This window comes from Sporosarcina sp. A2, from assembly GCF_050858885.1.
In the GTDB taxonomy this organism is placed as follows: Bacteria; Bacillota; Bacilli; order Bacillales_A; family Planococcaceae; genus Sporosarcina.
The window spans coordinates 353,352-377,835 of record NZ_CP193898.1; the positions used below are offsets into that span (position 1 = coordinate 353,352).

Here is a 24,484-nt window from a genome sequence, read left to right on the forward strand (position 1 = left end):
TTAATTATCCACGACATTGCTGATTTGGTAGTATCCTTCTGAATCCATGACAACGGTGTACGTTTTCGTCTTTTCCATGTAATTCTCTTCACCAGCCAAATCTGAAACTGAATAGGAAAGGTCCATTGTAACGAATGCTTGAGTTGGCTGAATTGTAATCGCTGTTATGTCAGATGAAAAGAACTGATAGATTCTTCTGTCTGAAGCAACTTCCCGAATGAAGTTCTGGAACTCTGAAGTAGTTGGGGCACCTGGTAGCAAGTACTCCATAAGAAACGTATAATCGCCCGCTTGAATAGACATTTCATATTCTTCCCGGAATGATGTCATGAAATCGATTAGGTTCTCTTCATAAAATCCACCTTCATAGGACGAGTCTTCTTCATATCCTTCATCGTGAACATATTCATCCTCTTCGTCATAGCTATAGAAGTCGGTATATTCATCATCGTAGGCGATGTCACCTTCGTAATCATACCCTGCATAACTATCATAGACGCCAAACAACGAAGCGACCGAAGTTGCGCTCATAGGCGATGCAGCCCATCGGTCCACAAGGCCGATTACGCTATGCATCGGAATGGAGAAACCGAAGAAGTTATTCTCTTTGTACAGAAGGGAGTTGATGCCGATGACATTTCCTGTTTTCGCATCGAGCAACGGCCCACCGCTGCTGCCTTGGTCGATTTGTGCATCAATCTGATAGACCTTTTCATAGACGAAGTTCAGTTCCATATCGCGGTTTAAGCCGGTCAAGTAACCAATGGAAGCGGAATTTTCGAATCCTTGGGGACTCCCAATTGCAATCACTTCAGTACCGATTGGTGTCTCTTTACTTTCCATCGCAAGTGGCTGCAATTGGCTGACCGCATTCGCTTGAATGAGTGCTACATCATAGCGGTCTGAAATGCCAATCACTTTTCCAGCGAAATCCTTCCCATCTGAATTGCGCACAACGACGTCAGTGTAACCTGCAACAACGTGCGCATTCGTTACGATCAGTCCACCTTTTTTATAAAGGAAACCGGAACCTTGAGATTCTTTCGTAAAGATGGTGAATACTCGTGGTAGTGATTCTTTAATCACTTCTGTTTTCTCTTTACTTAGTTTCTCTTGGTCCACTTTTTTCGGTTTTGGCTGAGAAGCTATCGGTGTTAAGGGCTGTTCTTTTTCAACAGCTACAGGTTCAACAAGATCAGGTGCGTTTTTATCGGACAGCTGCAAAAGCTTTCCGTAATCCCAATCTACTACGTAACCGATACCTGCAATCGAAATGAGTAAAACGAGTAACGAACTGAGGGCGACAGGTAGCATCCAACCATTTTGTTTTTTTACATCTAACGGTTTTCCGCAGCCTGAACAGAATGTTGACGCTTCCTCATTTTGTGCTCCACAGTGCTTACAATACATCCGACTAGCCTCCTATCCTATGAAGATATTGTTAAATTAATAGTATCATAGACTCGGGATAATAGGACTATTTATTTCTGCGTGACTAACCGAAATATATCAGTAGAACTGCTCGCTTCAACTAGCCAGTCTATTAGGAATCACTTACATGGTGCTATTTACTCTCTGATCTTTATGTTTATTAAAAATGTACACATTAATATAAAGCATTCAGTGAATTATAGAGGAGATGGAAAAATAATGGTATACTTGATTTACTAACTAAGTAGAGGAGAGATTATATGAAAAGATTAGTAACATCCATCTTCATTATGATGCTTGCATTCGCTTTTACTGCTCAACCTATCTCGGCTGCATCCAAATTCTCGGACGTAACAAAAACAAACCAATTTCATGATGAAATACAGTATTTGACGGGTAAGAAAATCATTAGCGGATTCACAAATGGCACGTTCAAACCTAAAGCGGAAGTGACGCGTGGAGATGCTGCGATCATGATTGGTCGCTTGAAAGACTTGGATGGCACAAAGCGTCCTACAAAGTTCAAAGATGTTAATAAGGATTCGGCAGCTAGCGGTTATATTACTTCAGCTGTAGAAAAAGGGTACATTACTGGATATGCAGATGGAACGTTCCGTCCAAATACAATCCTGACACGTGGCGACATGGCAATTATTTTGACAAGAGTTCTAGATCTACAACTTGGTAGCATGCAAGAGTTTAGTGACGTGGGGCATAGTATGAAAGCTAGTGAATCCATCTACAATATTGCTGGAGAGTTCATTACGGGAGGTTATGCAAACGGAACATTCCGTCCATACGACAATGTGACACGTGAACAGTTTTCTGCATTCCTGGCACGTGCGTTAAGCCCAGTATATAAGCAACGTACAGTTAGCAAAGATAGTTTCACTTTAGATATGACCAAAAAGTACGTCTATAACGTGCCTGGCGGAAAGATGAATGTTAGTTTCAAAAACACGAGCGCTAAATTCGGAGATCTGACGTACAAAGGATTCTTCTGGGAGTACATGGATACTGCAACGAACAAAGCACAATACGTGAGATATGAAGAGATAAAGGATGCTATGTACTTGAAGTACCCATTCTCCGAAAGTAACATCGAATTGAAGTTCCCTATTAAAGTCGGAGCGAAATGGACTCCATCTATAAACGAGAATGAAACGGAAACAATTACGGGCGTCAAAAAAACAATTTCAACACCGTACAAGAAATTCACAAACGCAGTCGAAGTGACTTCTGAAACGGGTAGTAAGAAATATTTTGTTAAAGGCATCGGTCAAGTAAAAACTGTGGATAAGTCCGGGAAAGTCTACTCTGAGCTCGTATCTATTCAATAAGTACTAGTGAGCCATCCCTTGAGGGGTGGCTTTTTTACTGTAAATGGAATCGACTACCAGATTATAATATGCTATACTTCCGGAAAACGCTTCCAGGAGTGATTATAATGAATCAATTGAAAAAAGTGAAAAAGGTAATTATCCCAGCAGCAGGGCTTGGTACCCGATTCCTGCCTGCAACAAAAGCTATGCCGAAAGAAATGCTGCCTATTGTAGATATGCCAACAATCCAATACATCGTAGAAGAAGCGATTGAATCAGGGATTACAGACATTATCATTGTGACAGGTAAAGGAAAGCGCGCAATCGAAGATCATTTCGACAATGTGCATGAACTGGAAGAGAATCTTCTTCGAAAAGGGAAATTAGATTTACTTGAAAAAGTGAAAGCTTCCTCTGTAGTGGATATCCACTACATTCGTCAAAAAGAACCACTAGGTCTAGGTCATGCGATTTGGTGTGCTCGTAACTTCATTGGAGACGAACCTTTTGGTGTCTTGCTCGGAGATGATATTATCCGTAACGACAAACCTGCACTCAAGCAACTCATCGAACAGTATGACGAGACAGGTTCTAGTATTATTGGTGTACAGCAAGTTCCCCATGAAGAGATTCACCGGTATGGTGTCATCGATCCGGAATCGACAGAGAGCAAGCTGATGAAAGTGCGTAAATTTGTAGAGAAACCAAGCCAGGAAGAGGCTCCATCTGATTTTGCCATTGTAGGACGTTACATTCTGACGCCGGATATTTTCACAATACTCGATGAAAAGCAAATCGGTAAAGGTGGAGAAATCCAACTGACAGATGCGATCGAACAACTCAATCATACTCGAGACGTATATGGCTATGCATTTGAAGGTCGTCGTTTTGACGTAGGGGAGAAGCTTGGTTTCATCGAAACGACATTGACGTTTGCACTAGAGCGAGATGATCTGAAGGATGGCGTTCGTGAAATGATGGAAAGGTTGCTAAGCAAACAACCCATCGCGTAACAATCGAGCTACGTGATTTTAAAGTTTTTGACTAGAGGAGAGTAGAGTTATGATAGACCCACAAACAGTCTTTCAACAATGGTTCGCTCAAGATGACCTAACACCAAAAGTTCAGACAGAGTTGCTTGAAATTTCAGGTGATGAAACAGAAATCACCGAGCGCTTTTATCGTTGGCTTGAGTTCGGAACAGGGGGAATGCGTGGACTACTCGGCGCTGGAACGAATCGTATGAACATCTATACAATCCGTCGAGTGGCTGAGGGGCTCGCACGCATGATTGTGGATCACGGAAACGAAGCGAAAGAACGCGGAGTGGCGATTGCATACGATACACGATACCAATCTAAGGAATTCGCGCGTGAAACGGCAGCAGTATTAGCTACCCACGGCATTCGTTCTTTCTTGTTCGCAGAACCTAGACCGACACCTGAGCTATCGTTTGCAATCCGGGAATACAATGCTTTTAGCGGAGTTGTAATCACAGCAAGTCATAATCCGAAAGAGTACAATGGTTTCAAAGTTTACGGGGAAGACGGGGGACAGCTACCACCTGACAAAGCGCAATCGATCGTATCGAAAATGGACGACATTGAAAACCTGTTTTCGATTTCTGCTTTGGATGAAACCGAATTGGACAACTCCGGACTGATGACGATTCTTTCTGAACAAATCGATGACGCTTATCAAGCGATGCTCAACACATTGCAAGGATGTGCATTGAACCGTGACGATATTAACATTGTCTATACACCGTTACACGGTACGGGGAATGTGCCTGTTCAGCGCGGACTGAAGGAATTCGGATATCGCAATGTGCACGTCGTCCCAGAACAAGAAAAAGCGGATCCTGCATTTCCAACCGTCGCGTACCCGAATCCGGAAGAGCAGGAAAGCTTCTTGATGGCGATCCAGTTAGGTGCAAAACTTGATGCGGATCTACTGCTAGCAACTGATCCTGATGCGGATCGCCTTGGAGCAGCTATTGCTTTACCAACTGGTGGGTACGAGTTGCTGAACGGGAATCAGCTAGGGGCGTTGTTGCTGAATTATATACTTGAACAGCGGCAACTATCCGGAACACTACCAAGTAACGGAATTCTTCTGAAGACAATTGTCACTTCCGAAATGGGGCGCGCTATTGCTTCCCAATACGGTGTGAAGACGGAAGACACGCTTACAGGATTCAAATACATTTCTGAAAAAGTCGAGCAATATAACACGACAGGTGAATTTGAATTTTTATTCGGCTACGAAGAGAGTTATGGATACTTGGCGGCGGACTTTGTACGCGAAAAAGATGCCGTCCAAGCTGTACTTCTTATTGCAGAAGCAGCCACTTATTATAAGAGCCAAGGTAGTTCACTACATGAACAGCTTCAAAACCTGTATAAGACAGTGGGCTACTACAAAGAATCTTTACGCTCTCTTACATTCCCCGGTAGAGAAGGGGTTGAACGTATTGCTAGTATCTTGCGTACTCTACGCACCAATCCACCCGAAGAATTAGGGGGAGTGGCTGTCACGTCTATCGAAGATTATCAAACAGGAATCAGTAACGAAGCGACTGGTGAAGAGCGAAGAATCGAACTTCCAACATCAAACGTTCTGAAGTTCTGGCTTGAAGATGGCTCTTGGTGTTGTGTCCGACCTTCAGGTACGGAGCCAAAGTGTAAGTTTTATATGGGTGTACGTGGGGAAACTGGCCTTGAAGCTATTAACAAATGTGAAGAATTAGAAGAAGCAATAATGGTTTTTGTAGGAATTGAATAAGCCAACAACGTGAATACAGCATAGTAAAAGGCTTTCCAGAATTTATGGAAAGCCTTTTCACATTGTTAATACGTTAATATTTTGGAGGAATTGGCATCTCTTTTGCATCTCGTTCTTCAGCATGGCGTTGTTGCTGAACGATATTATTATTCTCTGGAATGATATATCCGCCCATATCCATTTTCTCTGTTACAGGGGAAGTAAGGTCCCCTTTATCGTGGTCGGAAGCATCCCAGAAGTCACCTTTGTCTACATACAACAAAAATGCGCCATTTTCAACAGCGGCTAAATAACGATCGGTTTCGTCTTCAGTCAAATCCATCTGCGTCAACGCCTTCCGAGCGGGTTGTTCGTCGGAAAGGAATGCGGTGAAGCGATCCCACCAAGAGGAATCGGCTTTCTGGATTTCAGCATCTGTACGTCCACGGACAATCGAAACATCCTCTTTGTTTTTAGTGACGACATACATATTATTTTCTGCAATACCGTTTCGGTGTAGTTCATGGATCTTTACCAATAATTCAGGTTCACTATGGAATACTCCAGCAAATTCTCTGTTCATCAAAAAACTCCTCCATTCGAAATAAGTAGTAAAGTGGGCTTTGTTACTAGATACCCCATCTACTTAAGCCGAAACAAGAGAGAGGTCGGATTGAAATAGAAAAGGAAGCGACTAGTTGCGTCGCTTCCTACTTTTTCGCTTTGGTTTTTTTTGCTGCGGTCGAATCCAACTGATCAATTGGGCTACAAGTAAAAACACAAGAGCACCAGACATATCGAGAACGACATCTTGCCAAGTTGCAGTCCGTCCACCCGTTAACGATTGGTGGAATTCGTCAGCTGAAGCTGCGATGAAGGTAAGTAACGCAGCTAAGAAAAATCGATATCTTCTTTTAGGAAGTAGCCAGAAGAACACAGCTGCGAGTAGACCGAAAGAAAAGAAGTGAGCACTTTTTCGAAGCAGGAACTCTAAGAAATAATAATAGCCCCGTTCTTCAACAGAAATGATTTTCCCCCAATATGGGATTTGAAGCTCAGCCAATGGTTTTTCAAGTGGCTGACTAGGTAACAGTTCTTGAAGCTTCGGAACAATCGTCTGCTCTTCATACGTCTGACTCGAAGAAACAAACAATCCCCCAATAATGCCAATGAGTAATACAACAATAACAAGTTTTTTCATGGAGAAAGTATACCATATTCCAGAGAATCCCCAAAATTATCGGTGTAGACTGAGACACCAATCGCGCACCCCAGCGATTTGCGACTCAGCCTGCGCCTGAAAGATTAGCAACCACCCAACCGAGTAAAATGCCCACCTACCCAACGGACCTATGAAAAAAGTATCTGGTATGCAATCGCTTGGCGCTGGAGGATGCCTTTCGTGAAGAGCCAAGGAAAGTGCGCCTTGTCTCTTCACTTCGACGACCTCTGCAGTCGCCTGCGCTGGGATTTTCGTTAGATCAAGGAGTGAAGGAGTCTACCGTTCAATTTTGTGAGTGGTATGCAATCGCTTGGCGCTAGAGGATGCCTTTCGTGAAGAGTCAAGGAAAGTGCGCCTTGTCTCTTCACTTCAGCGACCTCTGCAGTCGACTGCGCTGGGATTTTCGTTTGATCAAGGAGTGAAGGAGTCTACCGTTCAATATTGGGATTGGTATACAACCGTTTAACGCTGGAGATTCTCTTGTCGAGAGTGTAACACCAAAACTATCGGTGTAGACTGAGACACCATTCGATAGGAGGGCAGTCTAAGTTCGCGCGTCCTGCGGCAACGACTGCATGACCTAGATCCTGTAGGCCTAATTGTGACTCAGCCTGCGCCTGAAAGATTAGCAACCATCCAACCGAGTAAAATGCCCACACCCCCAAGGGACTTAGCACAAAAAACTAAATGCAAACACAAACCGTTGGTCGAAGTGGAGGGTGGCGACTCCGGAGGGATCAGCGAAGGTTGAAGACCCCGCAGGGAGCGAGGAGGCTGAAACCGAGCCCCTCGGAAAGCATCCACCCGCAACGCAGACCAACACCGTCTAAGCTACCAATGTCCACTATTACAACGAGTTTACAATGTGCATTACCAAGTTAGCATCACAGCAAGATGGGGAATAAGAGAGGGAACGCATACATAACCGGGGAAATGAGGGTCTACAATGAAACGGCTTGTCTACCTAGATTGGCTACGCATACTCGCAGCGCTTGCAGTCGTAACCATCCATGTCTCTGCGGGCGTAGTGATGGACGACGCACAAGAATATAAAAGCCCTTGGATGGCGGGGAACTTCTACGAATCTCTTTCGAGATGGGCAGTGCCAATGTTCGTTATGATTAGTGGCGCACTCATGCTCAGCAGTAAAAAACAGATTAGTACGTCCTCTTTCCTGAAGAAGAAACTAGCCAAAATACTGATCCCGCTCTTTACATTCAGCGTCATCTACTATGCTAACGAAGTTCGCAAAGGAGAATTCACCTATTCGATCAGCGACTTCATCAAGCGATTTGTGACTGATGACATCATGTACCACCTGTGGTTCCTCTATATGATTGCGGGTCTGTACCTAATAACGCCATTACTAAAAATACTTATTCAACATGCGAAACGGAAGGACATCGAATATTTCATACTCCTATGGCTATTCGCATCCGTCATCTCTAAATGCATTGAATATTTCCTTGGCTATAGTTTCAAAATCGAACTGTTCTTCGTAACGCATTACATAGGCTATTACGTACTCGGCTATTACCTCTTCAACTATGACTTACAAGCTAAATGGAGAATCTTGATTTATATGGGGGGATTGGCAGGATGGGTCACGACATTTTTCATGACGTATCGCGAATCAGTCAAACTTGATGAGCCACTTGAGCACTATTGGTATGACGAGCACTCACCAAACGTGCTGCTTATGGTAGTGGCACTATTCATACTCTTCAAGTCGACAAAACTCGGTGAAATGAAGTTGCCATGGATCGGTAAAGTCTTCAGCGAAGCGAGTTTCGGGATCTATCTCATCCACGTCTTGGTCATGCAGACACTTTACGAGAAATTCGACTTTGTCTGGATCAACTTGCATCCGATTATTGGGGTCCCGTATAAAACACTACTCGTCGTCACGATTAGTACGATACTTGTAAGTTTGGTCAAAAAAGTACCAGTAGTACGAGGGATTATACCCTAATACCTAACAATCAAATTACTTATTTTACAAACTATTTCCCCTAATTGTGAGTAAATCTGATAGACTAGTGTCAATAACTACGAAATTCGAGGAGATGTCTATGAACAAAAAGCTTAAAATCTTCTTCCTAGTATCAATTGTTGTCATACTGGCAGGAGCATCTTACATTTTATATGAATTCAAATTCAAAACATACGACGTTGCTGATGACAAAGTGAATGAAATCATCGAAGAGCCGTACAAACTGGAATTGCCCGATGGAACGTCCATCGAACAAGGGGATTCCAAAGGTAGCGACAAGACTGATACAAGCTCAAAGGCAGAGGGAACAAATGGTGCAACGGGTAGTGGAGACACTGCAAGTGCTGGAACAACGACCGAAACGACCGGGAAAATTACCGTTTCCAAAAACCTCGGGGTCACGTCAACTAATGGCAAAGGGCCATCTGGACAATCTAGTCAAACCAAGCCACCAAGCCAAGCAGGGCAGAATAATTCATCCAGTGGTAACTCGAGCAGTAAACCACAAACAGGAGGCGACGTTTCTGTTGCATCCATTAAAGCAAAATATGAGCCAACACTTAAAAGTCTTGAAAGCCAAGCAGCAGGACGTTTGAATTCACTTGTCGGCCGTGCGAAGAGTGAGTACGGGGAGAAGAGTAAAACGAGTGAAGTCAGTTATGGATACTTCTATAACAAATATATGGGTGCAGCGCAGTCAATGGAAGCTCAGACAGATGGCGCATTCAACAGTGTCATGAAGGCGCTTGAAAATGAATTAAAAGCGAACGGGTACGACAAATCCTATGCGAAAAACTTCCGGACCGATTACGAAGCGCGTAAGAAGAACTTACGTACACAATTGATGAACAAAGCGCTTGGACGCTAATGAAAAGACCTTCACACCCAATCGGGTATGAAGGTCTTTTTGATGCACATTATGGCAACATGATGTGTAAGTTGAGCGTGAAATCTTCCCAGAACTTAACGTCATTCGAAGTTGCATATAAACGGATGTTCACGTTTTTCGCAGAAATGATACCGTCACCAGCAGTGGACGTATCGAACCGGTTTTGAAGCTGGTTTTGTATCAATTTCTTCGCGTTGGCGTGATCTTTCGTAATATCAACGGGTGTGTTATCTGCAATCTTCAAAGAATACACACCGAGTGCCGCAAGATCCTTCGAGAAGAATCCGGATTGCTGTAGATGGGTCAACCCTTTTTCGTTATATGCAGTAATCGACAATGTACGACTTGCTAGATTGTACTCGGTTTTTGCAGTTGTCTTTCCTGTGTCATCTTTGTATACTTCGTTCTTACCGATGAATTCAATGATTTTGTCGCTTGCTTCTTTCACCGCTTCTTTTGACTTTGCTAGATGGTTTTCAGCACGGACAACGAACGAAGCGAATTCACCACGAGTCACCCCTTGGTCAGGGACGAACATCGTTGTTGTTTTACCGTTAGTGATACCAGTAGAATATAACGACTTGATGTATTGCGTGAACCAGCGACCTTCTTGGACATCGTTGAACGGATTAGACGTTGCGTCACTGTTATCCAACTCGTACGATTTCACGAGAAGTTTTGCGATTTCTGCACGCGTTAACGTTTGTCCCGGACGAAATGTCTTGTCGCTGAACCCGTCTAGCAGTCCACTGATGGATAGTGCAGCGACGTATTCGTAGTACCAGACTCCTTTTTTTACATCAGAGAAATTAGGATTGGCAACTTCTTTAGTGTCCAGTCCAATTGATAAGGCAATCATTTTTGCAGCTTCTGCACGTGTCAAAACTTTACCAGGGCGGAATGTGTTGTCCGTGAACCCTGAAATGATTCCGCGCTCCACTAGCGACTGGATTGCTTCAGCGTGTACGGACTTCGGATTAACATCTGTGAATTTCTTAGTAGCTGCCTCTACGTGTTGCGTAGGAACTACCGCGACGATTGCACTTGAAGCAACAGCAAGTGATAAAGCAGCCATATACGTTTTACGAGTGGTCGAACTTTTTTTCATGGAATCCCTCCAGAGTTTTTATTCATTACTTAAGAAAAGTTTGGATAAGAGCATTAGACCAAGTCTGGACTCCTCGATTGGTAAGGGATTGATCCTTACCGACAAATTCCAACAAATCTTTCGAATTTGTCGCTGGCCAACTTGTCCAGTGATCCACGAATGGAATATTGTTAGCTGCAGTGAAATTTTTCAAAGCAGACACTTGTCTATCATAATAGTTCGCTTGGAAAATCGGTTGGGGTGGTGTGACAATGAATACAGCATCTTTTACAGATTCCAGGGCTGTATTTTTCACTTTCATCAAATCTTGCTGTTCGCGTTCAATGACGACTTCACCATTATTCTTTAAAGTGAATGGCTCGTAAATGACGATATCGTAACCGGTTGACCAATCAATTTCAGGAAGTCCTTGTTCGATAAATTGTGGAGACGTCATATCAGCTGTAACTGCATCGACAGTGACCGACTCGCCAAACTTTTCTGTTAGCGCTGTTGCAAAACGTTCTGCAACAGGTTGGATTGCTCCAGAACCGATAATGAGCATTTGAACGTTTTCACCATCCGCAAATCGTTTTTGCATGAGGGATTTTACGTTAGGGAAAAGATTTTCTGCTAATAAATCACCCTTTGGAGCGGCCAGGACTTTTTCTGATTCAGTCGAGGCTTCATTTTTTGTTAAGGGTGTGGAAGATTCTGATGGGGGTTGCTTAGCAGACTTCACTGAAGCCGCTTCCCGTATTTTGCTGTTATAGACTGTCGTGCTATAAAACAATGCGCCAGCACAAACAACTGCTAACAGTACGATAAGTATAAATCCTTTTTTCATGGCGACTCCTTTCAAATAACTAAGAGAATAGGACTACTATATCACAACTTTTAGTAAATTAGGTACCACCTTTTTTCACATTATGCTATACTATTGCAAGATTTGAGATTTTTTTTGAAAAGGGGAACCAGTGACTTCATGGAAGAGACTATCAGCTTACAAGAATTGATGAATGTACTGAAAAAGCGACTTGTGATGATACTTGCCATTGCCATTGTAGCTATAACTATTGCTGGCGTGGTCAGCTATTTATTTTTAACACCCGTTTATCAGTCATCGACCCAAATTCTTGTCAATCAGGGAAAAGTGGAACAGCAAACGTTCAATTCACAAGACATCCAGACCGATCTGCAGCTCATCAATACATACAACGTCATTATTAAGAGTCCTGCAATTCTTTCGATCGTCATTGAAAAGTTGGATATGGATATGACGCCTTCACAACTGACAGGACAGATTTCAGTGGATAGTGCTCAAAATTCACAAGTTATTAATATCAGTGTAACGGATACAGAGCCTTACAGAGCAGTTGATATTGCGAATACGACTGGAGAAGTGTTCCAGGAAGAGATTCAAAAACTCATGAAGGTCGATAACGTCAACATTCTATCTCCAGCTGAACTGGCGGAAAATCCTGTACCTGTAAAACCGAATCCGGAATTGAATATGGCAATCGGAGCAGTTATCGGACTCATGATCGGTGTTGGGATTGCATTTTTACTGGAGTATTTGGATACGACGATTAAAAATGAACAAGACATTGAGGAATTGCTTGAGTTGCCGATTCTCGGGCTTGTCAGTCCTATTACTGAAAAAGAAATGCCGAATTCTGTATCAAGACAGCGAAAGAAGAAGAGGTGACCTGGTATGTTTAAGAAAAAGAGAAAACCACTTCAATCAGCAGCCCGAAAACTCATTACGATCGATAGCCCGATGTCTGTCATTTCGGAGCAGTTCCGTACAGTACGGACAAATATCCACTTTTCGACAGCAGATCAAGAGTTGAAGACAATTGTCATTTCATCTTCTACACCGAATGAAGGGAAGTCGACATGTGCTGCTAATATTTCGGTTGTATTCGCGCAAGAAGGTAAGCGCGTACTACTGATCGATGCCGATATGCGGAAACCGACAATGCACCATACATTCCAAGTGAGCAATCGTGCAGGTTTGTCCACGGTACTTACGAGACAGGGAGCGCTAGAAGATGTGCTCCATGAGACGCAGATGGAGAATTTGCATGTAATGCCATGTGGTCCGATTCCGCCGAACCCTGCGGAACTGATCGGTTCCAAGATGATGAAGACGTTGATTGAGGAATTGAAGCAGAAGTACGATTTAATTATTTTTGATACACCACCGTTATTGTCTGTCGCGGATGCACAGATTTTGTCCAATGAGTGCGATGGTACGATTCTTGTTGTGAATACGGGTGCTACGGAGAAGGATAGTGCGGTGAAGGCGAAGGATACGTTACAGTCTGCGAATGCGCGGATTCTTGGTGTAGTTATGAATAATTACAAGTTAGCTAAGGATAATTATTATTATCAATATTATGGTACTGCAGAGTAAGGAGGCCTAGTGCCTTCTTACTTTTTTTGTATTCTATACAAAAAGGGGAGAGGGACTGTGTTGATTTAGGGCAGAGATATGCTCCCAACGCTACGCTTTTGCTCGCAAAAGCCGTTCTTCGTGACGGCTTTCGCTACAGACGGTCGCTTTCCGCGGGCTCGATCTTCGCTATTCCGCAGGAGTCGCCGTCTTTCGCTTTAATCAACGGGGATTCTAGGTAATCTATTTTTCCGCATAGAATAAATAAGAAACAGAAACAGAAACAGAAACAGAAACAGAAACAGAAACAGAAACAGAAAGTGAAAAGAAGAAAGAGAAAACCTTGAGAGGGAGGGATAGTTTTGATTGATGTACATATGCATGTTTTGTTTGGGGTGGATGATGGGCCGAAGACGATTGAGGAGACGATGCGAATTCTTGAGGTTGCGCATGGTGAGGGGATTACGGATATTATTACGACTTCGCATGCGTTGCATCCTCAGTATGATGTGGCGGCGGGTGAGGTTCGTAGTCAAGTGCGGTTGTTGAATGATTTGGTTGAAGAGGCGGGACTTGGGATTACGTTGCATAGTGGGCAGGAAGTACGGCTTGCTGATGATCTTGTGGAGAAACTCAAGGAGAAAACAATACTGACGATGGCGGATTCGCAGTATTTGTTGTTGGAGCTACCTTCCGGTACTGTGCCGGCTTACACGACAGCGATCATCAATCAGTTACTTTCTGTAGGTGTGACTCCGGTCATTGCACATCCCGAGCGGAATCGTGGGATTTCGGAAAAACCGGAACGGTTGGAACGACTTGTACGTGCAGGGGCGCTTGCACAAATTACAGCGGGAAGTGTCTCTGGGGCATTTGGTAAGAACATTCAAAAACTATCCATGCAGCTCATTGAAGCGAACTTGATCCATTGTTTCGGATCAGATGCACACAATACTACGAACCGAGCCCCGTTGTTTCAAAAAGGAATCGACTATTTAGAGAAGAAGAATCTTGGAGACTACGTTGATTTGATGTTAGATAACAATGAAAGTGTATTAAAAAACGAACGACTCACTATTCTTGAGCCGGAAGGCCTACGAAAACCGAAAAAATGGTTCATCTTTTAGATATATACGACCTAATTCTCTGGTAGGTAAATAATTAGGTTTTCTAACTAAACTATTCATTAGAGTAGAATGTGCGAGAAGTGAGTGGCATCAATGTGTTGTGAGCTTAATGTGAAGGAAGTGTGTAGGTAAATTGTCGAAACGTTGGAATTTTCATGGATATTCCTGGGGGGGCGTGCTAATATTAGTCTGTTAGTGTAAGAAAATTGTAAGAATACATATTAAGAAAGAGGGATGCAACGTTGACGATGAAAAAAAGGATGACGATGCTGTTCTTGCTTGACTCGATCATCGTGCTGTCATCCATATTCTTTGGATATTTTATATTGAAACCCGATTTATCGGTATTCACCACACAAGTAGTTATTGCGAGTGCTATCACAATTGCTATTGCACATCACTTTTTTGCATGGCGCTATGGTTTGTATCGAAAAGTATGGTCGTATGCGTCCATCAGGGAACTGAAAGCAATCTTCAAAGCAGTGACACTTTCAATTGTTGTCGTTGCATGTATTCAGCTTCTACTCGTGCAACACATTAGTATACGTGCGTTATTCCTGACATGGATGCTACATCTCTTACTCATTGGAGGATCACGACTATCTTGGCGTGTTGTCCGAGATAATATGCTGAAGACAAATCCGGAAAACATGAAACGGACACTTATTATTGGTGCTGGACAAGCCGGCACAGTTGTAGTCCGACAAATGGCGAACAATCCAGACTCAGGCATGAAACCAGTTGCTTTCTTGGATGATGATCGACGGAAGCAAGGTCTTGAAATTCATGGCGTATCGATTATTGGAAACACAAAAAACGTCGAAGACTATGTCCGCGACAATGATATCGATAAGATTGTAATTGCAATTCCTTCAATGTCCAAGTCTGAAATGACGAAGCTCATTCAACGTTGTGTCAAAACAGGTATTAAAACACAGACCATTCCACGCATTGAAGACCTCATGACGGGTAAAGTGTCTGTATCGGATATGCAGGACGTGAAAATAGAAGATTTGCTTGGTCGTGATGAAGTGAAACTCGACATGGAAGCAATCCAAAGCAAACTTACTGGGAAAACAATTATGATCACAGGAGCTGGCGGCTCCATTGGATCTGAGATTTGCAGACAAGTGAGTAAGTTCAAGCCTAGTAAATTGGTATTAGTGGGACACGGAGAAAACTCTATCTACTTAATAGAACGCGAGCTGAAAGAAAAAGTTGCGGGAGAAATTGAGCTTGTGGCGGTCATTGCAGACGTACAGGATCGTAAACGCATCTTTGAGATAGTTGAAGAGCATAAGCCACATGTTATTTATCATGCGGCCGCACACAAACACGTACCACTCATGGAAGCGAATCCAAGAGAGGCGGTTAAGAATAATATCTTTGGTACTAGAAATGTTGCTGAAGCAGCGGACACTTTCGGTGTTCCCCATTTTGTATTAGTATCGACTGACAAAGCAGTGAATCCACCGAATGTTATGGGTGCGACAAAGCGCTTTGCTGAGATGATTATTCAGAACTTAGCGCGTAACAGCCAAACGAAGTTTGCTGCAGTTCGATTTGGGAATGTGTTGGGTTCACGTGGTAGTGTTATTCCTTTGTTTAAACATCAGATTAAACTAGGTGGACCTGTAACAGTGACGGATCCTGAGATGACGAGGTATTTCATGACAATTCCGGAAGCCTCTCGACTAGTGATTCAAGCGGGTACGTTAGCTCGAGGCGGAGAAGTGTTTGTACTTGATATGGGAGAGCCGGTTCGAATTGTGGATCTTGCGAAGAACTTGATTCGACTTTCGGGATATCAAGATGGTGAGATTGAAATTAAGTATTCTGGGATTCGTCCTGGAGAGAAGTTATTTGAAGAGTTGATGAATGCGAATGAGCGACAGGATGAATACGTATTCCCTAAAATTTATATTGGGAAAGCGACACCAATTACGGCGCTGGAGTTGCAGTATGTGTTGGATAAATTGCCAGGGATGGCGGTAGGTGAGATGAAGGAGACTTTGATTGGGTTGGCTAATCGGAAGGTTGTTGAGTTGGAGTTGGATAAGTTGACGGTGGGATAATCCATTAGTGGTTTTTCTGGGATACCTTTCAAAGTGTAAACAACAGACCGTGTATAGATTGGAGTTCTAAGGATGAGTGATGTGTTGCTTGTCTTTAGGATAGGCTGTTTTTGGAGGGCATTTTGCAACTATAGGGAAACTGATATATTTCTTCATATACTCTTTACCCGGTTTTGGAATAAGTAAACTATGACTGTTAGTTGTTGAGTTATAGAATTTGAGTTCAAGTCCAAGTGAAAGGAATGATAGATGTTATGGAAGAAGCTCTTCGAGGTTTTCGAGTTGAAACCTTCGGTTTGTATGTCCAGATTGATAGTGAAAGAAATAGAGATTTAGTTATAATAAATAGTTTTTAGGTAATGTCTTCTTACCTTTTTCAAAGGGGATAACCGGCTATGTTGTGGGTGGTAGAATTGTTCTGCCACCTTAGATGCGTTTAGTTATCATCGGTTTGGTGTGAGGAGGGGTTCGATGCTCCTTTTTTATTGTTACTTTGAAAGAGGTGATGATGAAACATGAAGATAAATAGAAAGATGATTAGTAGTGAAAGTGGATTGTCACTTGTTGAGTTACTTGCTGTGATAGTGATTCTTGGTATTTTAGCATCTATTGCTGTACCTATTTACTTTGCGCATGTGGATAGAGCTGAGCATGAGGTTTGTAGTGTTAATCGAAATACTTTATCGAAAAATTATGAGTTGGAGTTAATGTTTAGTGATAGAATTCATTCTGAAGTGGTGTTTCAGGAGTTTCTTCAAATGGGTTCTATGGATGTATGTCCAGTTGGTGGGATATATTCTTATAGTGATGGCGGAGAGATTCAGTGCAGCCGGCATGCTGACAGTGACGATGATGAAGAGGATGAGGGAGATAAGGAAGTGCCTTGGTTGTAAGAAAGATGAGTATAAGAACAGTTTATCATCTTAGAATTGCTTCAGTTTCTTATTTTTTATTGTATGGTGGTTGGGATGAGTATTGTTGTTATAATGAACGCTGAATCCCTTGCGGGATAAGGGTCTTTGGTGTTTTTTAAATGAGAAAGTATAGATTGATTGTATTGAGTATATTATGGGAAGAACCTTAGTTTAAAGTGGTTGTGGATTGAATATCTATTTCGTTTTCGTTAGGTAGATTGAATAGGTAGGACGAGGTGACTATCAAAAACGGATAAACACAACATGTAGTACCTATTTTTGCGTAAATGTATAAAACAGACACGACATATTGATTTCATCCCTTTGGCATAATCATGTGAACCGCAATATGAAATAGATGAAAACTAAAATGTGCGTGAAAACGTTGATTTGACAAGGTTTTTAGGGGGGGTGCATTTTGCGTAATAGTACAACTCGGATACGAGGTGACTATCGGAATTTGATAATAATACGCAATATGTAGTGTCGTTTTAGCTGAAAGTGTGAAGTTACATACAACATGTAGAGTTTTCATCTATTTCATATTTAAAATGAAATACGAGGTGACTATCAGGAGTGGATAACATTTTTAGTGGGTTAGTAGTTGGTTGGAATGTAGAATAAGTGATTCCAATTAAGTCCTAATTTACTAAAAGATTTTAAGGAGTGTTAAAGTCATGTATTTTAAGGTGAAAAGATCGATAGATATTTTCCTTTCTTTAATTGGTCTTATTGTTTTATTACCTATAATCTTATTTCTGGTTATTGCTATTAAGATTGATTCAAGGGGTCCTGTACTGTTTAAGCAAAAACGTGTTGGAATCATTAAGACACATTTCAATATATTGAAGTTCCGTACTATGAGAATAGATTCTCCTAAGGACACACCAACTCATTTATTAGATAATCCAGATCAATACATTACCAAAGTAGGTAAGTTCTTAAGAAAAACTTCACTCGATGAGCTACCACAAATTTGGAATATCTTTGTTGGACAGATGAGCATTATTGGTCCAAGACCTGCGCTGTGGAACCAATATGATTTGATTACTGAACGTGATAAATACGGTGCTAATGACATTCCACCTGGACTAACTGGATGGGCGCAGATTAATGGGAGAGATGAACTTCCTATTGAAGTGAAGGCAAAGTTAGATGGGGAGTATGTTAAGAAGATTAGTCTTCGGATGGATGTTAAGTGCTTCTTTGGAACCGTTTTCAGTGTTGTTAAAAGTGATGGAGTAGTTGAAGGTGGAACTGGTGTAAAGACTAAGAAGAATGTTGCTGGTAGTAAGGAGAGCATTTCTAAATGAAGAAGATACTAATAACTGGTAAAAATAGTTACGTAGGGATGGGCCTAGTGAAGTGGCTTGCAAAAACTCCTGATAAATATTCTACAGAATGTATTAGCTTAAGAAATGATAGTTGGAAGGAAAAGGACTTTTCGGGATATGATGTGGTACTTCACGTAGCTGGGATAGCGCATATAAAGGAAACAAAGGAGAACGAACATCTTTATTATAAGGTGAATCGTGACTTGGTATGTGAAGTTGCTCAAAAGGCAAAAAGAGAAGGAGTTAAACAGTTCATATTCCTTAGTTCCATGAGTGTTTATGGAATTGAGAGTGGTGTGATTGATAAAAATTCACCTCTTAAACCTAAAAGTAATTATGGTAAATCTAAGCTACAAGCAGAGGAATTATTAAATCCCTTAAGGAGTAATAAATTTAGGATTGCAATTCTCCGTCCACCAATGATCTATGGTAAAGGTTGTAAAGGTAACTATGCTCGATTAGGGAACCTTGCACAAAAACTTCCACTATTTCCAAGAGTGGAGAATAAGCGTAGTATGATTTACATCGATAATTTATGTGAATTTTTAAGATTAAATATAGATGATACTAAATGTGGTTTATTCTTTCCACAGAACGCTGACTATGTATGTACATCAGAAATGGTCATAATGATATCAGAATTACATGGGAATAAGTTAAGAACTACTAAATTATTTAACTTTCTCATAAAACTAATTAGGATTAGTACGGTAAAAAAGGTATTTGGTGATTTAGTATATGATAAGCAGATAGATGAATACAAAAATAAATATACAGTTTATGATTTTGAAACATCTATAAGATTAACGGAGAAATGAAAATGGAAAAGAAAAAAGTGTTGTTTGTTGCTACTGTTGTAAAAGCTCATATAATGGCGTTCCATATTCCTTATCTAAAATGGTATAAGGAAAATGGTTATGAGATATCTGTTTGTGCTAAGAATGATTATGATAATAAGGGAGATTGCATCATACCTTATTGTGACAACTTTTATGACCTTCCTTTTGAAAGGTCCCCAATTAAATTTAATAACCTTAGAACATATAAACAACTTAAAGATATTATTGACTCAAAGGAATTTGATATTATTCATTGTCATACACCTATGGGTGGAGCACTTGCTCGTTTAGCTGCAAAAGATGCTAGAAAAAAAAATGCTAAAGTTATTTATACAGCACATGGATTCCATTTTTATAAAGGAGCGCCACTTTTAAATTGGTTGATATATTATTCTATTGAAAAGTGGCTCTCAAGATATACAGATATACTACTTACGATAAATAAAGAGGATTATAAAAGAGCGAAAAAGTTTAAGTCTAATAGTATTGAATATATACCAGGCGTTGGTCTAGATAATAGTAGTTTTAATAAAAAAGAAGTTGATAAGAACGAAAAGAAAGCAGATATAGGGGTTCAAGAAGATAGCTATATTATTCTCTCCGTGGGTGAATTAAATAAAAATAAAAATCATGAAGTAATAATTAAAGCCATTGCGAAGATGAAAAATAGAAATATAAAATATTTAATTTGCGGACAAGGAGCTATGGAGAACCAATTGAAAGAATTAGCCTATAAATTAGGTGTAGAAGAACAATTAATCCTTATGGGTTATCGCAATGATATAGATGAGATTTGTAAGGTTTCTGATCTGTTTGCCTTCCCATCATATAGGGAAGGTCTCTCTTTATCCCTAATGGAGGCTATGGCTGCAGGGTTACCTGTAGTGGGATCAGATATAAGAGGGAATTCAGATCTAGTTGACAATGGTGAAGGTGGGTACTTACTAAGTCCTGAAGATGTTAACGGATATTCAAAAAGTATCAAAGCCATAATGAATAATCAGCAATTAAGCGGGAAAATGGCTATGGTGAATAAATTAAAAATTAGAGAATTCTATATTGAAAATGTATTAAAGGATTATAGTGACATTATAACAAAAATTAATAAAGTGGGGTATAGATAGATGAATAAAATTGTAATTCTTCCGGCGAATAATGACTTGAATCGCGGTGATCAAGCACTTATCTGGCAAACTATAGAAGTAGCTAAGCGCTCAGGATTAGATGGTGAATTCTATATGTTAGCTGAAAAGGAATCTTTAACTGAACAATCTCAATCAATTGGGATTAAAGTGCTCAACCCAATATTGAAACATCCCGGTAGAAAATTTAAGACTAATAAAAATAATAATTACAATCTAAATCTACTTTTAAAGTGGGGCTCCGTGGCACTAATTGATCTAATAGGAAGTCTATTGATATTTCCGAAAATTACTCGATCAATTGTATACCCTTTTTTATCTAAAAAAAGTAAAGAGACACTAAATATCATTAAGGAAAGTGAAGCTTGTTTCGTAAAAGGCGGTGGATTTATTCATTCGAGTGGAAAGTTAACTGACTCTTATACCATTTATTATTTACTTTTTCATATCCTACTGGCTCAATCATTTGGAAAACCCATATACGTGATGCCAAACTCCTTTGGCCCATTTCATGGGTTTAGAGTAGAATGGATGGTGCGAAAAGTATTAAATCGTTGTGAATTAGTGTCTGTGCGGGAAAGTACATCACAAGAAATGCTTTTAGACATTGGCGTGGAGTCAGACTTGTACCCAGACTTAGGATTTTCTTTAACTAAAAATGAACGAGCTAATGTTGAACTAGTTGAACTGCGTAAACTGTATCCTAATAGAGAATTAGTTGCTATAACAGCTCGGCCATATAGATTTCCAGGAAGTACTAATCCTAAAGAGAAATATGAAAGTTACATCAATAATATGGTTTTATTTTCAAAGTGGCTTTTTGAAAATGATTACCTACCTGTTTTTATCGACCATACATTGTCGGAGACAACCCATGAAAGTGATATAAGTTGTATATTAGAGATTACTTCAAAGTTGAAAACTAACGAATATTCTTTAATCGAGAATAAAGATTACACCAGTAGGGATCTAAAAGCTATTTATAGTGAATTTGATTATGTAGTAGGTACAAGGTTCCATTCAGTTATATTTGCCCTATCTGAAGGGGTACCTTCAATTGCTATAACTTATGGAGGTAATAAAGGACAAGGAATAATGAAAGATTTAGGCCTTGCAGATTATGCTATACCAATGAGTGAATTCGACACTGAGAAGGCAATTAATAGTTTTGTGAAATTAAGTAAGAATCAAGAAAGTGTGCGTCATGAGCTTCAAAATCAAAGACAAATTATAAAGAAAAAACACCATGAGTTATCTGAAAGATTAAAGGAGAAGGAATTATGATTTTTTTTCATAGCCATAAATTCATAAGTGATAATGGTAAATATTATACGAGTGGTTCATTAAATAACGGAGTGTTTCAAAGATATCTAAATTGGTTTGGTGAGGTAACTGTATTTGCAAATGAACTTTCAGCTACGAAAGACCATGCTAAGCTAATTAACGATAATAACGAAGTTACTAATGTGAATTTAGACCTAGTTAACACAAAAGTTAATCTTCGGAACTCTATAACTGTGATTAGAAAGATCAAAGAAGCAGTATATAGTCATGATTATATTGTAATAAGGATGCCAAGTTTTTATGGAATAGTGGCTATAAGGTATGCTGAAAAAATGAATAAAAAGTATTTAGTTGAAGTAGTTGGGTGCCCTTGGGATGCATTTTGGAATCATAGCTTAAAAGGTAAAATAATTGCTCCATTTATGTGGTTTTTCACAAGGAAAACACTAAAAGATGCTCCATATGTCGTATATGTTACAAATGAATTTTTACAAAGGAGATATCCAACTAAAGGAAAGTCAATAGGATGCTCAGATGTGGTACTACCTAAACTAGAAAAAGGTATTTTGAAAAAGCGATTAGAAAAAATTAATCTTCTGGAAAAAAGGAAGCCTATTATTCTTGGTACAACTGCAGCGGTGAATGTGCGATATAAGGGTCAAGAATATGTAATCAAAGCTATATCAAAATTAAATAATGAAGGGCATAACTTTGAATATCACCTTGCTGGAGGTGGTGACAATCAGTATTTAAAGAATGTCGCAAAAGAATGTGGCGTAGAAGATAAAGTTTTCTTTTTAGGAGCCTTACCTCATGTTAAGGTTTTTGATTACCTCGATAATATAGATATCTATATTCAGCCAAGTAAGCAAGAAGGATTACCCAGGGCTTTGGTTGAGGCGATGAGTAGAGGATGTCCTTCTTTAGGATCGAAAACAGGAGGCATTCCTGAGTTATTAAATAAAGAGTTTATATTTAAGAATGGTTCAGTGGAGGAAATAAGTGAGCTACTTAAAAAGGTAGATGAAAAAATGATGTTATTCGAGGCTGAAAGGAGTTTTAAAAAAGCTAATGAATTTAATAAAGAACTTTTAGATAAAAAGAGGACGAATTTTTACCTGAAATTTGTTAGGAATGCGGAAATTTAAAATGAATTTATTTGCTGAAAGTAAAAATAATAAGTGTACCAAATTTAGGAGCGGGTTTAATGAATCAGTGTAGTAAGCAAGGGAATAAAACAAAAATCGAAAAAAGTTTTATCACTCTTACATTAGTATTAGCACTAGGTGTTACAATTTACACCCTCTTGTTTACAGTTAACGATACATACGTCCTGCTCTGGCTTTTACCGTTAGGTTACTTTTTTAGCACTTTAATTTATTATATAATATTTACTAGAACCTACTATAATTATGGCGTTGTATTTATTACTGCAAATATAATTATTTTTATTCGATATGTCGTTACACCTTTCTCTATCGTATTTTCTTCGGCATATAGTGGTATAGGTTTTGGTCCTAATCCATCCCAAACTAGTATGGGCTTATCTATTATTTTAATGGTGTTTGAACTTATTTCCGTTTATTTCATCACTATATTTGCTATATCATATTATGGGAAAAGGCAAAGGTTGTATTATAAGATTAAAAATACTCCCGTGAAAATACTTAAAAACAAAAGTATTGTTATTTTATTCATGGTTTTGACATTACCAATTATAATAATTTTAAGTCCTGATTCTCTAATACCTAATAATCTTTCCTCAATAGGAGAGAAATCAAATTTTATTTCTGATATTCCTTTTTCTGGCGCGATCTTACTAATAATTCCCGCATTGAGACTTTGTTTCTTGTTTATTAGCTTATCCTTATTGAGAAAGATGTATGAAAAAAGTAATAAGCCAATACCTATGATTATGGCCTGGGTAATTGTAATCCTTTACTTAAGTATACTTATTTCTACATCGCGTTGGATTATTATATTTTCGAGTATTTTATGTATGCTAGTAATGGCCAGCTTGTTTCCTAAAACCCCGAAAATATTTTATGGAATTCTAATTGCCGCAACCTCAACGATTTTTGCTTCCATTTCTATTTATAAGTTTTCTTGGGCTCTAAAGTCCTCTTTGAATCCATATAAGGATATTTTAACTGTTCTCTTTGGTCAGTTTCAAGAATACTTTTCTGGGCCTAGGGTAGTTGCACAGGCAATAGACATGGCAGATTTATATGGAAATAGAATTGGTATTACAACCCTAATAAATGATTTTATGGGGAGCGTGCCATTAGTATCTAACCTTATTGATCAGTCTGATCGTGTGAATGTATATTTTAATCTATATTTAGATGTCGGGAATGTATCGCATATTATCCCAATGCTAGGTAATAGTTATGCATATTTCCCTTACTTTCCGGTAGTTTTTATGTTAATTAGTCAATGGCTAATGGTTCGTTTTGATTATAAGTCAAGAAATGAACAATATATTGAATTTAAATATATATATGCATATTTAGGATTGTTTTTTGCAATGAGCATGGGCTTTAATGTTCAAATCATCTTCGGGAATTTTCTATCATACTTTTTATTGCCATGGTTAATTTTCACTATTAATCGTAAAGTAACAATGAAAAGATCTGCAGACAATGAAAATTTATAAGGAGGTTA

At 39.8% G+C, this 24,484-nt stretch carries 21 protein-coding genes; 16 read left to right on the forward strand and 5 right to left on the reverse strand.

From position 1 onward, the window contains the following. Complete coding sequence (locus tag ACRPI0_RS01560; protein ID WP_432354333.1) at positions 1-1,410, reverse strand: trypsin-like peptidase domain-containing protein; 1,410 nt, start codon at positions 1,408-1,410, stop codon at positions 1-3. Between the two features lie 281 nt (positions 1,411-1,691). On the opposite strand from ACRPI0_RS01560, the gene ACRPI0_RS01565 reads away from it, so the two are divergent. From ACRPI0_RS01565 to ACRPI0_RS01575, 3 genes are all read left to right on the forward strand, one after another. After that, positions 1,692-2,771, forward strand: a complete 1,080-nt coding sequence (locus tag ACRPI0_RS01565) for an S-layer homology domain-containing protein (protein WP_432354335.1) — start codon at positions 1,692-1,694, stop codon at positions 2,769-2,771. Positions 2,772-2,887: 116 nt separating this feature from the next. Beyond that, positions 2,888-3,766 carry a UTP--glucose-1-phosphate uridylyltransferase GalU gene (gene galU, locus ACRPI0_RS01570; protein ID WP_432355856.1) on the forward strand — a complete coding sequence of 293 codons (879 nt, stop codon included), beginning with the start codon at positions 2,888-2,890 and terminating at the stop codon, positions 3,764-3,766. 49 nt (positions 3,767-3,815) lie between these two features. Further along, positions 3,816-5,537: a phospho-sugar mutase gene (locus ACRPI0_RS01575; RefSeq protein WP_432354336.1), complete on the forward strand. Its 1,722-nt coding sequence runs from the start codon at positions 3,816-3,818 to the stop codon at positions 5,535-5,537. A gap of 73 nt (positions 5,538-5,610) precedes the next feature. Here the strand turns inward: ACRPI0_RS01575 and ACRPI0_RS01580 are convergent, their stop codons facing one another. Together ACRPI0_RS01580 and ACRPI0_RS01585 are read right to left on the reverse strand one after the other, a co-directional pair. Beyond that, on the reverse strand, positions 5,611-6,099 hold the full coding sequence (locus tag ACRPI0_RS01580; protein WP_432354338.1) for a general stress protein: 489 nt from the start codon (positions 6,097-6,099) through the stop codon (positions 5,611-5,613). A 111-nt stretch (positions 6,100-6,210) separates the two neighbouring features. Continuing rightward, positions 6,211-6,717, reverse strand: a complete 507-nt coding sequence (locus tag ACRPI0_RS01585) for a VanZ family protein (RefSeq protein ID WP_432354339.1) — start codon at positions 6,715-6,717, stop codon at positions 6,211-6,213. 967 nt (positions 6,718-7,684) lie between these two features. Between ACRPI0_RS01585 and ACRPI0_RS01590 the strand changes: the two genes are divergently transcribed. Both ACRPI0_RS01590 and ACRPI0_RS01595 read left to right on the forward strand, forming a co-directional pair. Further along, positions 7,685-8,710 carry an acyltransferase gene (locus ACRPI0_RS01590; protein WP_432354341.1) on the forward strand — a complete coding sequence of 342 codons (1,026 nt, stop codon included), beginning with the start codon at positions 7,685-7,687 and terminating at the stop codon, positions 8,708-8,710. 100 nt (positions 8,711-8,810) lie between these two features. Beyond that, the gene (locus ACRPI0_RS01595) at positions 8,811-9,599 is read left to right on the forward strand and encodes a hypothetical protein (RefSeq protein WP_432354343.1); all 789 of its coding nucleotides are present in this window, start codon (positions 8,811-8,813) and stop codon (positions 9,597-9,599) included. A 49-nt stretch (positions 9,600-9,648) separates the two neighbouring features. On the opposite strand, the gene ACRPI0_RS01600 is transcribed toward ACRPI0_RS01595, so the two are convergent. Both ACRPI0_RS01600 and ACRPI0_RS01605 read right to left on the reverse strand, forming a co-directional pair. Beyond that, positions 9,649-10,728 carry an S-layer homology domain-containing protein gene (locus ACRPI0_RS01600; RefSeq protein ID WP_432354345.1) on the reverse strand — a complete coding sequence of 360 codons (1,080 nt, stop codon included), beginning with the start codon at positions 10,726-10,728 and terminating at the stop codon, positions 9,649-9,651. Positions 10,729-10,753: 25 nt separating this feature from the next. Then, positions 10,754-11,554 (reverse strand): hypothetical protein, encoded by an 801-nt coding sequence (locus ACRPI0_RS01605; RefSeq protein ID WP_432354347.1) that lies wholly within the window; start codon positions 11,552-11,554, stop codon positions 10,754-10,756. A 138-nt stretch (positions 11,555-11,692) separates the two neighbouring features. On the opposite strand from ACRPI0_RS01605, the gene ACRPI0_RS01610 reads away from it, so the two are divergent. From ACRPI0_RS01610 to ACRPI0_RS01660, 11 genes are all read left to right on the forward strand, one after another. Then, positions 11,693-12,415: a YveK family protein gene (locus tag ACRPI0_RS01610; protein WP_432354348.1), complete on the forward strand. Its 723-nt coding sequence runs from the start codon at positions 11,693-11,695 to the stop codon at positions 12,413-12,415. A 6-nt stretch (positions 12,416-12,421) separates the two neighbouring features. Then, complete coding sequence (locus ACRPI0_RS01615) at positions 12,422-13,126, forward strand: CpsD/CapB family tyrosine-protein kinase (protein WP_432354349.1); 705 nt, start codon at positions 12,422-12,424, stop codon at positions 13,124-13,126. 341 nt (positions 13,127-13,467) lie between these two features. Continuing rightward, a complete protein-coding gene (locus ACRPI0_RS01620) occupies positions 13,468-14,232 on the forward strand; it encodes a tyrosine-protein phosphatase (protein WP_432354352.1) in 765 nt (254 codons plus the stop codon). A 242-nt stretch (positions 14,233-14,474) separates the two neighbouring features. Further along, positions 14,475-16,307 (forward strand): polysaccharide biosynthesis protein, encoded by a 1,833-nt coding sequence (locus ACRPI0_RS01625; RefSeq protein ID WP_432354354.1) that lies wholly within the window; start codon positions 14,475-14,477, stop codon positions 16,305-16,307. Between the two features lie 515 nt (positions 16,308-16,822). Further along, on the forward strand, positions 16,823-17,200 hold the full coding sequence (locus ACRPI0_RS01630) for a type IV pilin protein (protein WP_432354355.1): 378 nt from the start codon (positions 16,823-16,825) through the stop codon (positions 17,198-17,200). A 698-nt stretch (positions 17,201-17,898) separates the two neighbouring features. Beyond that, positions 17,899-18,534, forward strand: a complete 636-nt coding sequence (locus ACRPI0_RS01635) for a sugar transferase (protein ID WP_432354357.1) — start codon at positions 17,899-17,901, stop codon at positions 18,532-18,534. Continuing rightward, positions 18,531-19,373 (forward strand): NAD-dependent epimerase/dehydratase family protein, encoded by an 843-nt coding sequence (locus tag ACRPI0_RS01640; RefSeq protein ID WP_432354358.1) that lies wholly within the window; start codon positions 18,531-18,533, stop codon positions 19,371-19,373. Before ACRPI0_RS01635 ends, ACRPI0_RS01640 begins: the two co-directional genes overlap by 4 nt. A 2-nt stretch (positions 19,374-19,375) precedes the next feature. Then, on the forward strand, positions 19,376-20,518 hold the full coding sequence (locus ACRPI0_RS01645) for a glycosyltransferase family 4 protein (RefSeq protein ID WP_432354359.1): 1,143 nt from the start codon (positions 19,376-19,378) through the stop codon (positions 20,516-20,518). Further along, the gene (locus ACRPI0_RS01650) at positions 20,519-21,820 is read left to right on the forward strand and encodes a polysaccharide pyruvyl transferase family protein (protein WP_432354361.1); all 1,302 of its coding nucleotides are present in this window, start codon (positions 20,519-20,521) and stop codon (positions 21,818-21,820) included. Next, the gene (locus tag ACRPI0_RS01655; RefSeq protein ID WP_432354363.1) at positions 21,817-22,968 is read left to right on the forward strand and encodes a glycosyltransferase family 4 protein; all 1,152 of its coding nucleotides are present in this window, start codon (positions 21,817-21,819) and stop codon (positions 22,966-22,968) included. The genes ACRPI0_RS01650 and ACRPI0_RS01655 overlap by 4 nt, the downstream gene beginning before the upstream one ends. 11 nt (positions 22,969-22,979) lie before the next feature. Further along, positions 22,980-24,476, forward strand: coding sequence for a hypothetical protein (locus tag ACRPI0_RS01660; RefSeq protein WP_432354365.1), 1,497 nt, complete (start codon positions 22,980-22,982; stop codon positions 24,474-24,476). Positions 24,477-24,484: the final 8 nt, after the last annotated feature.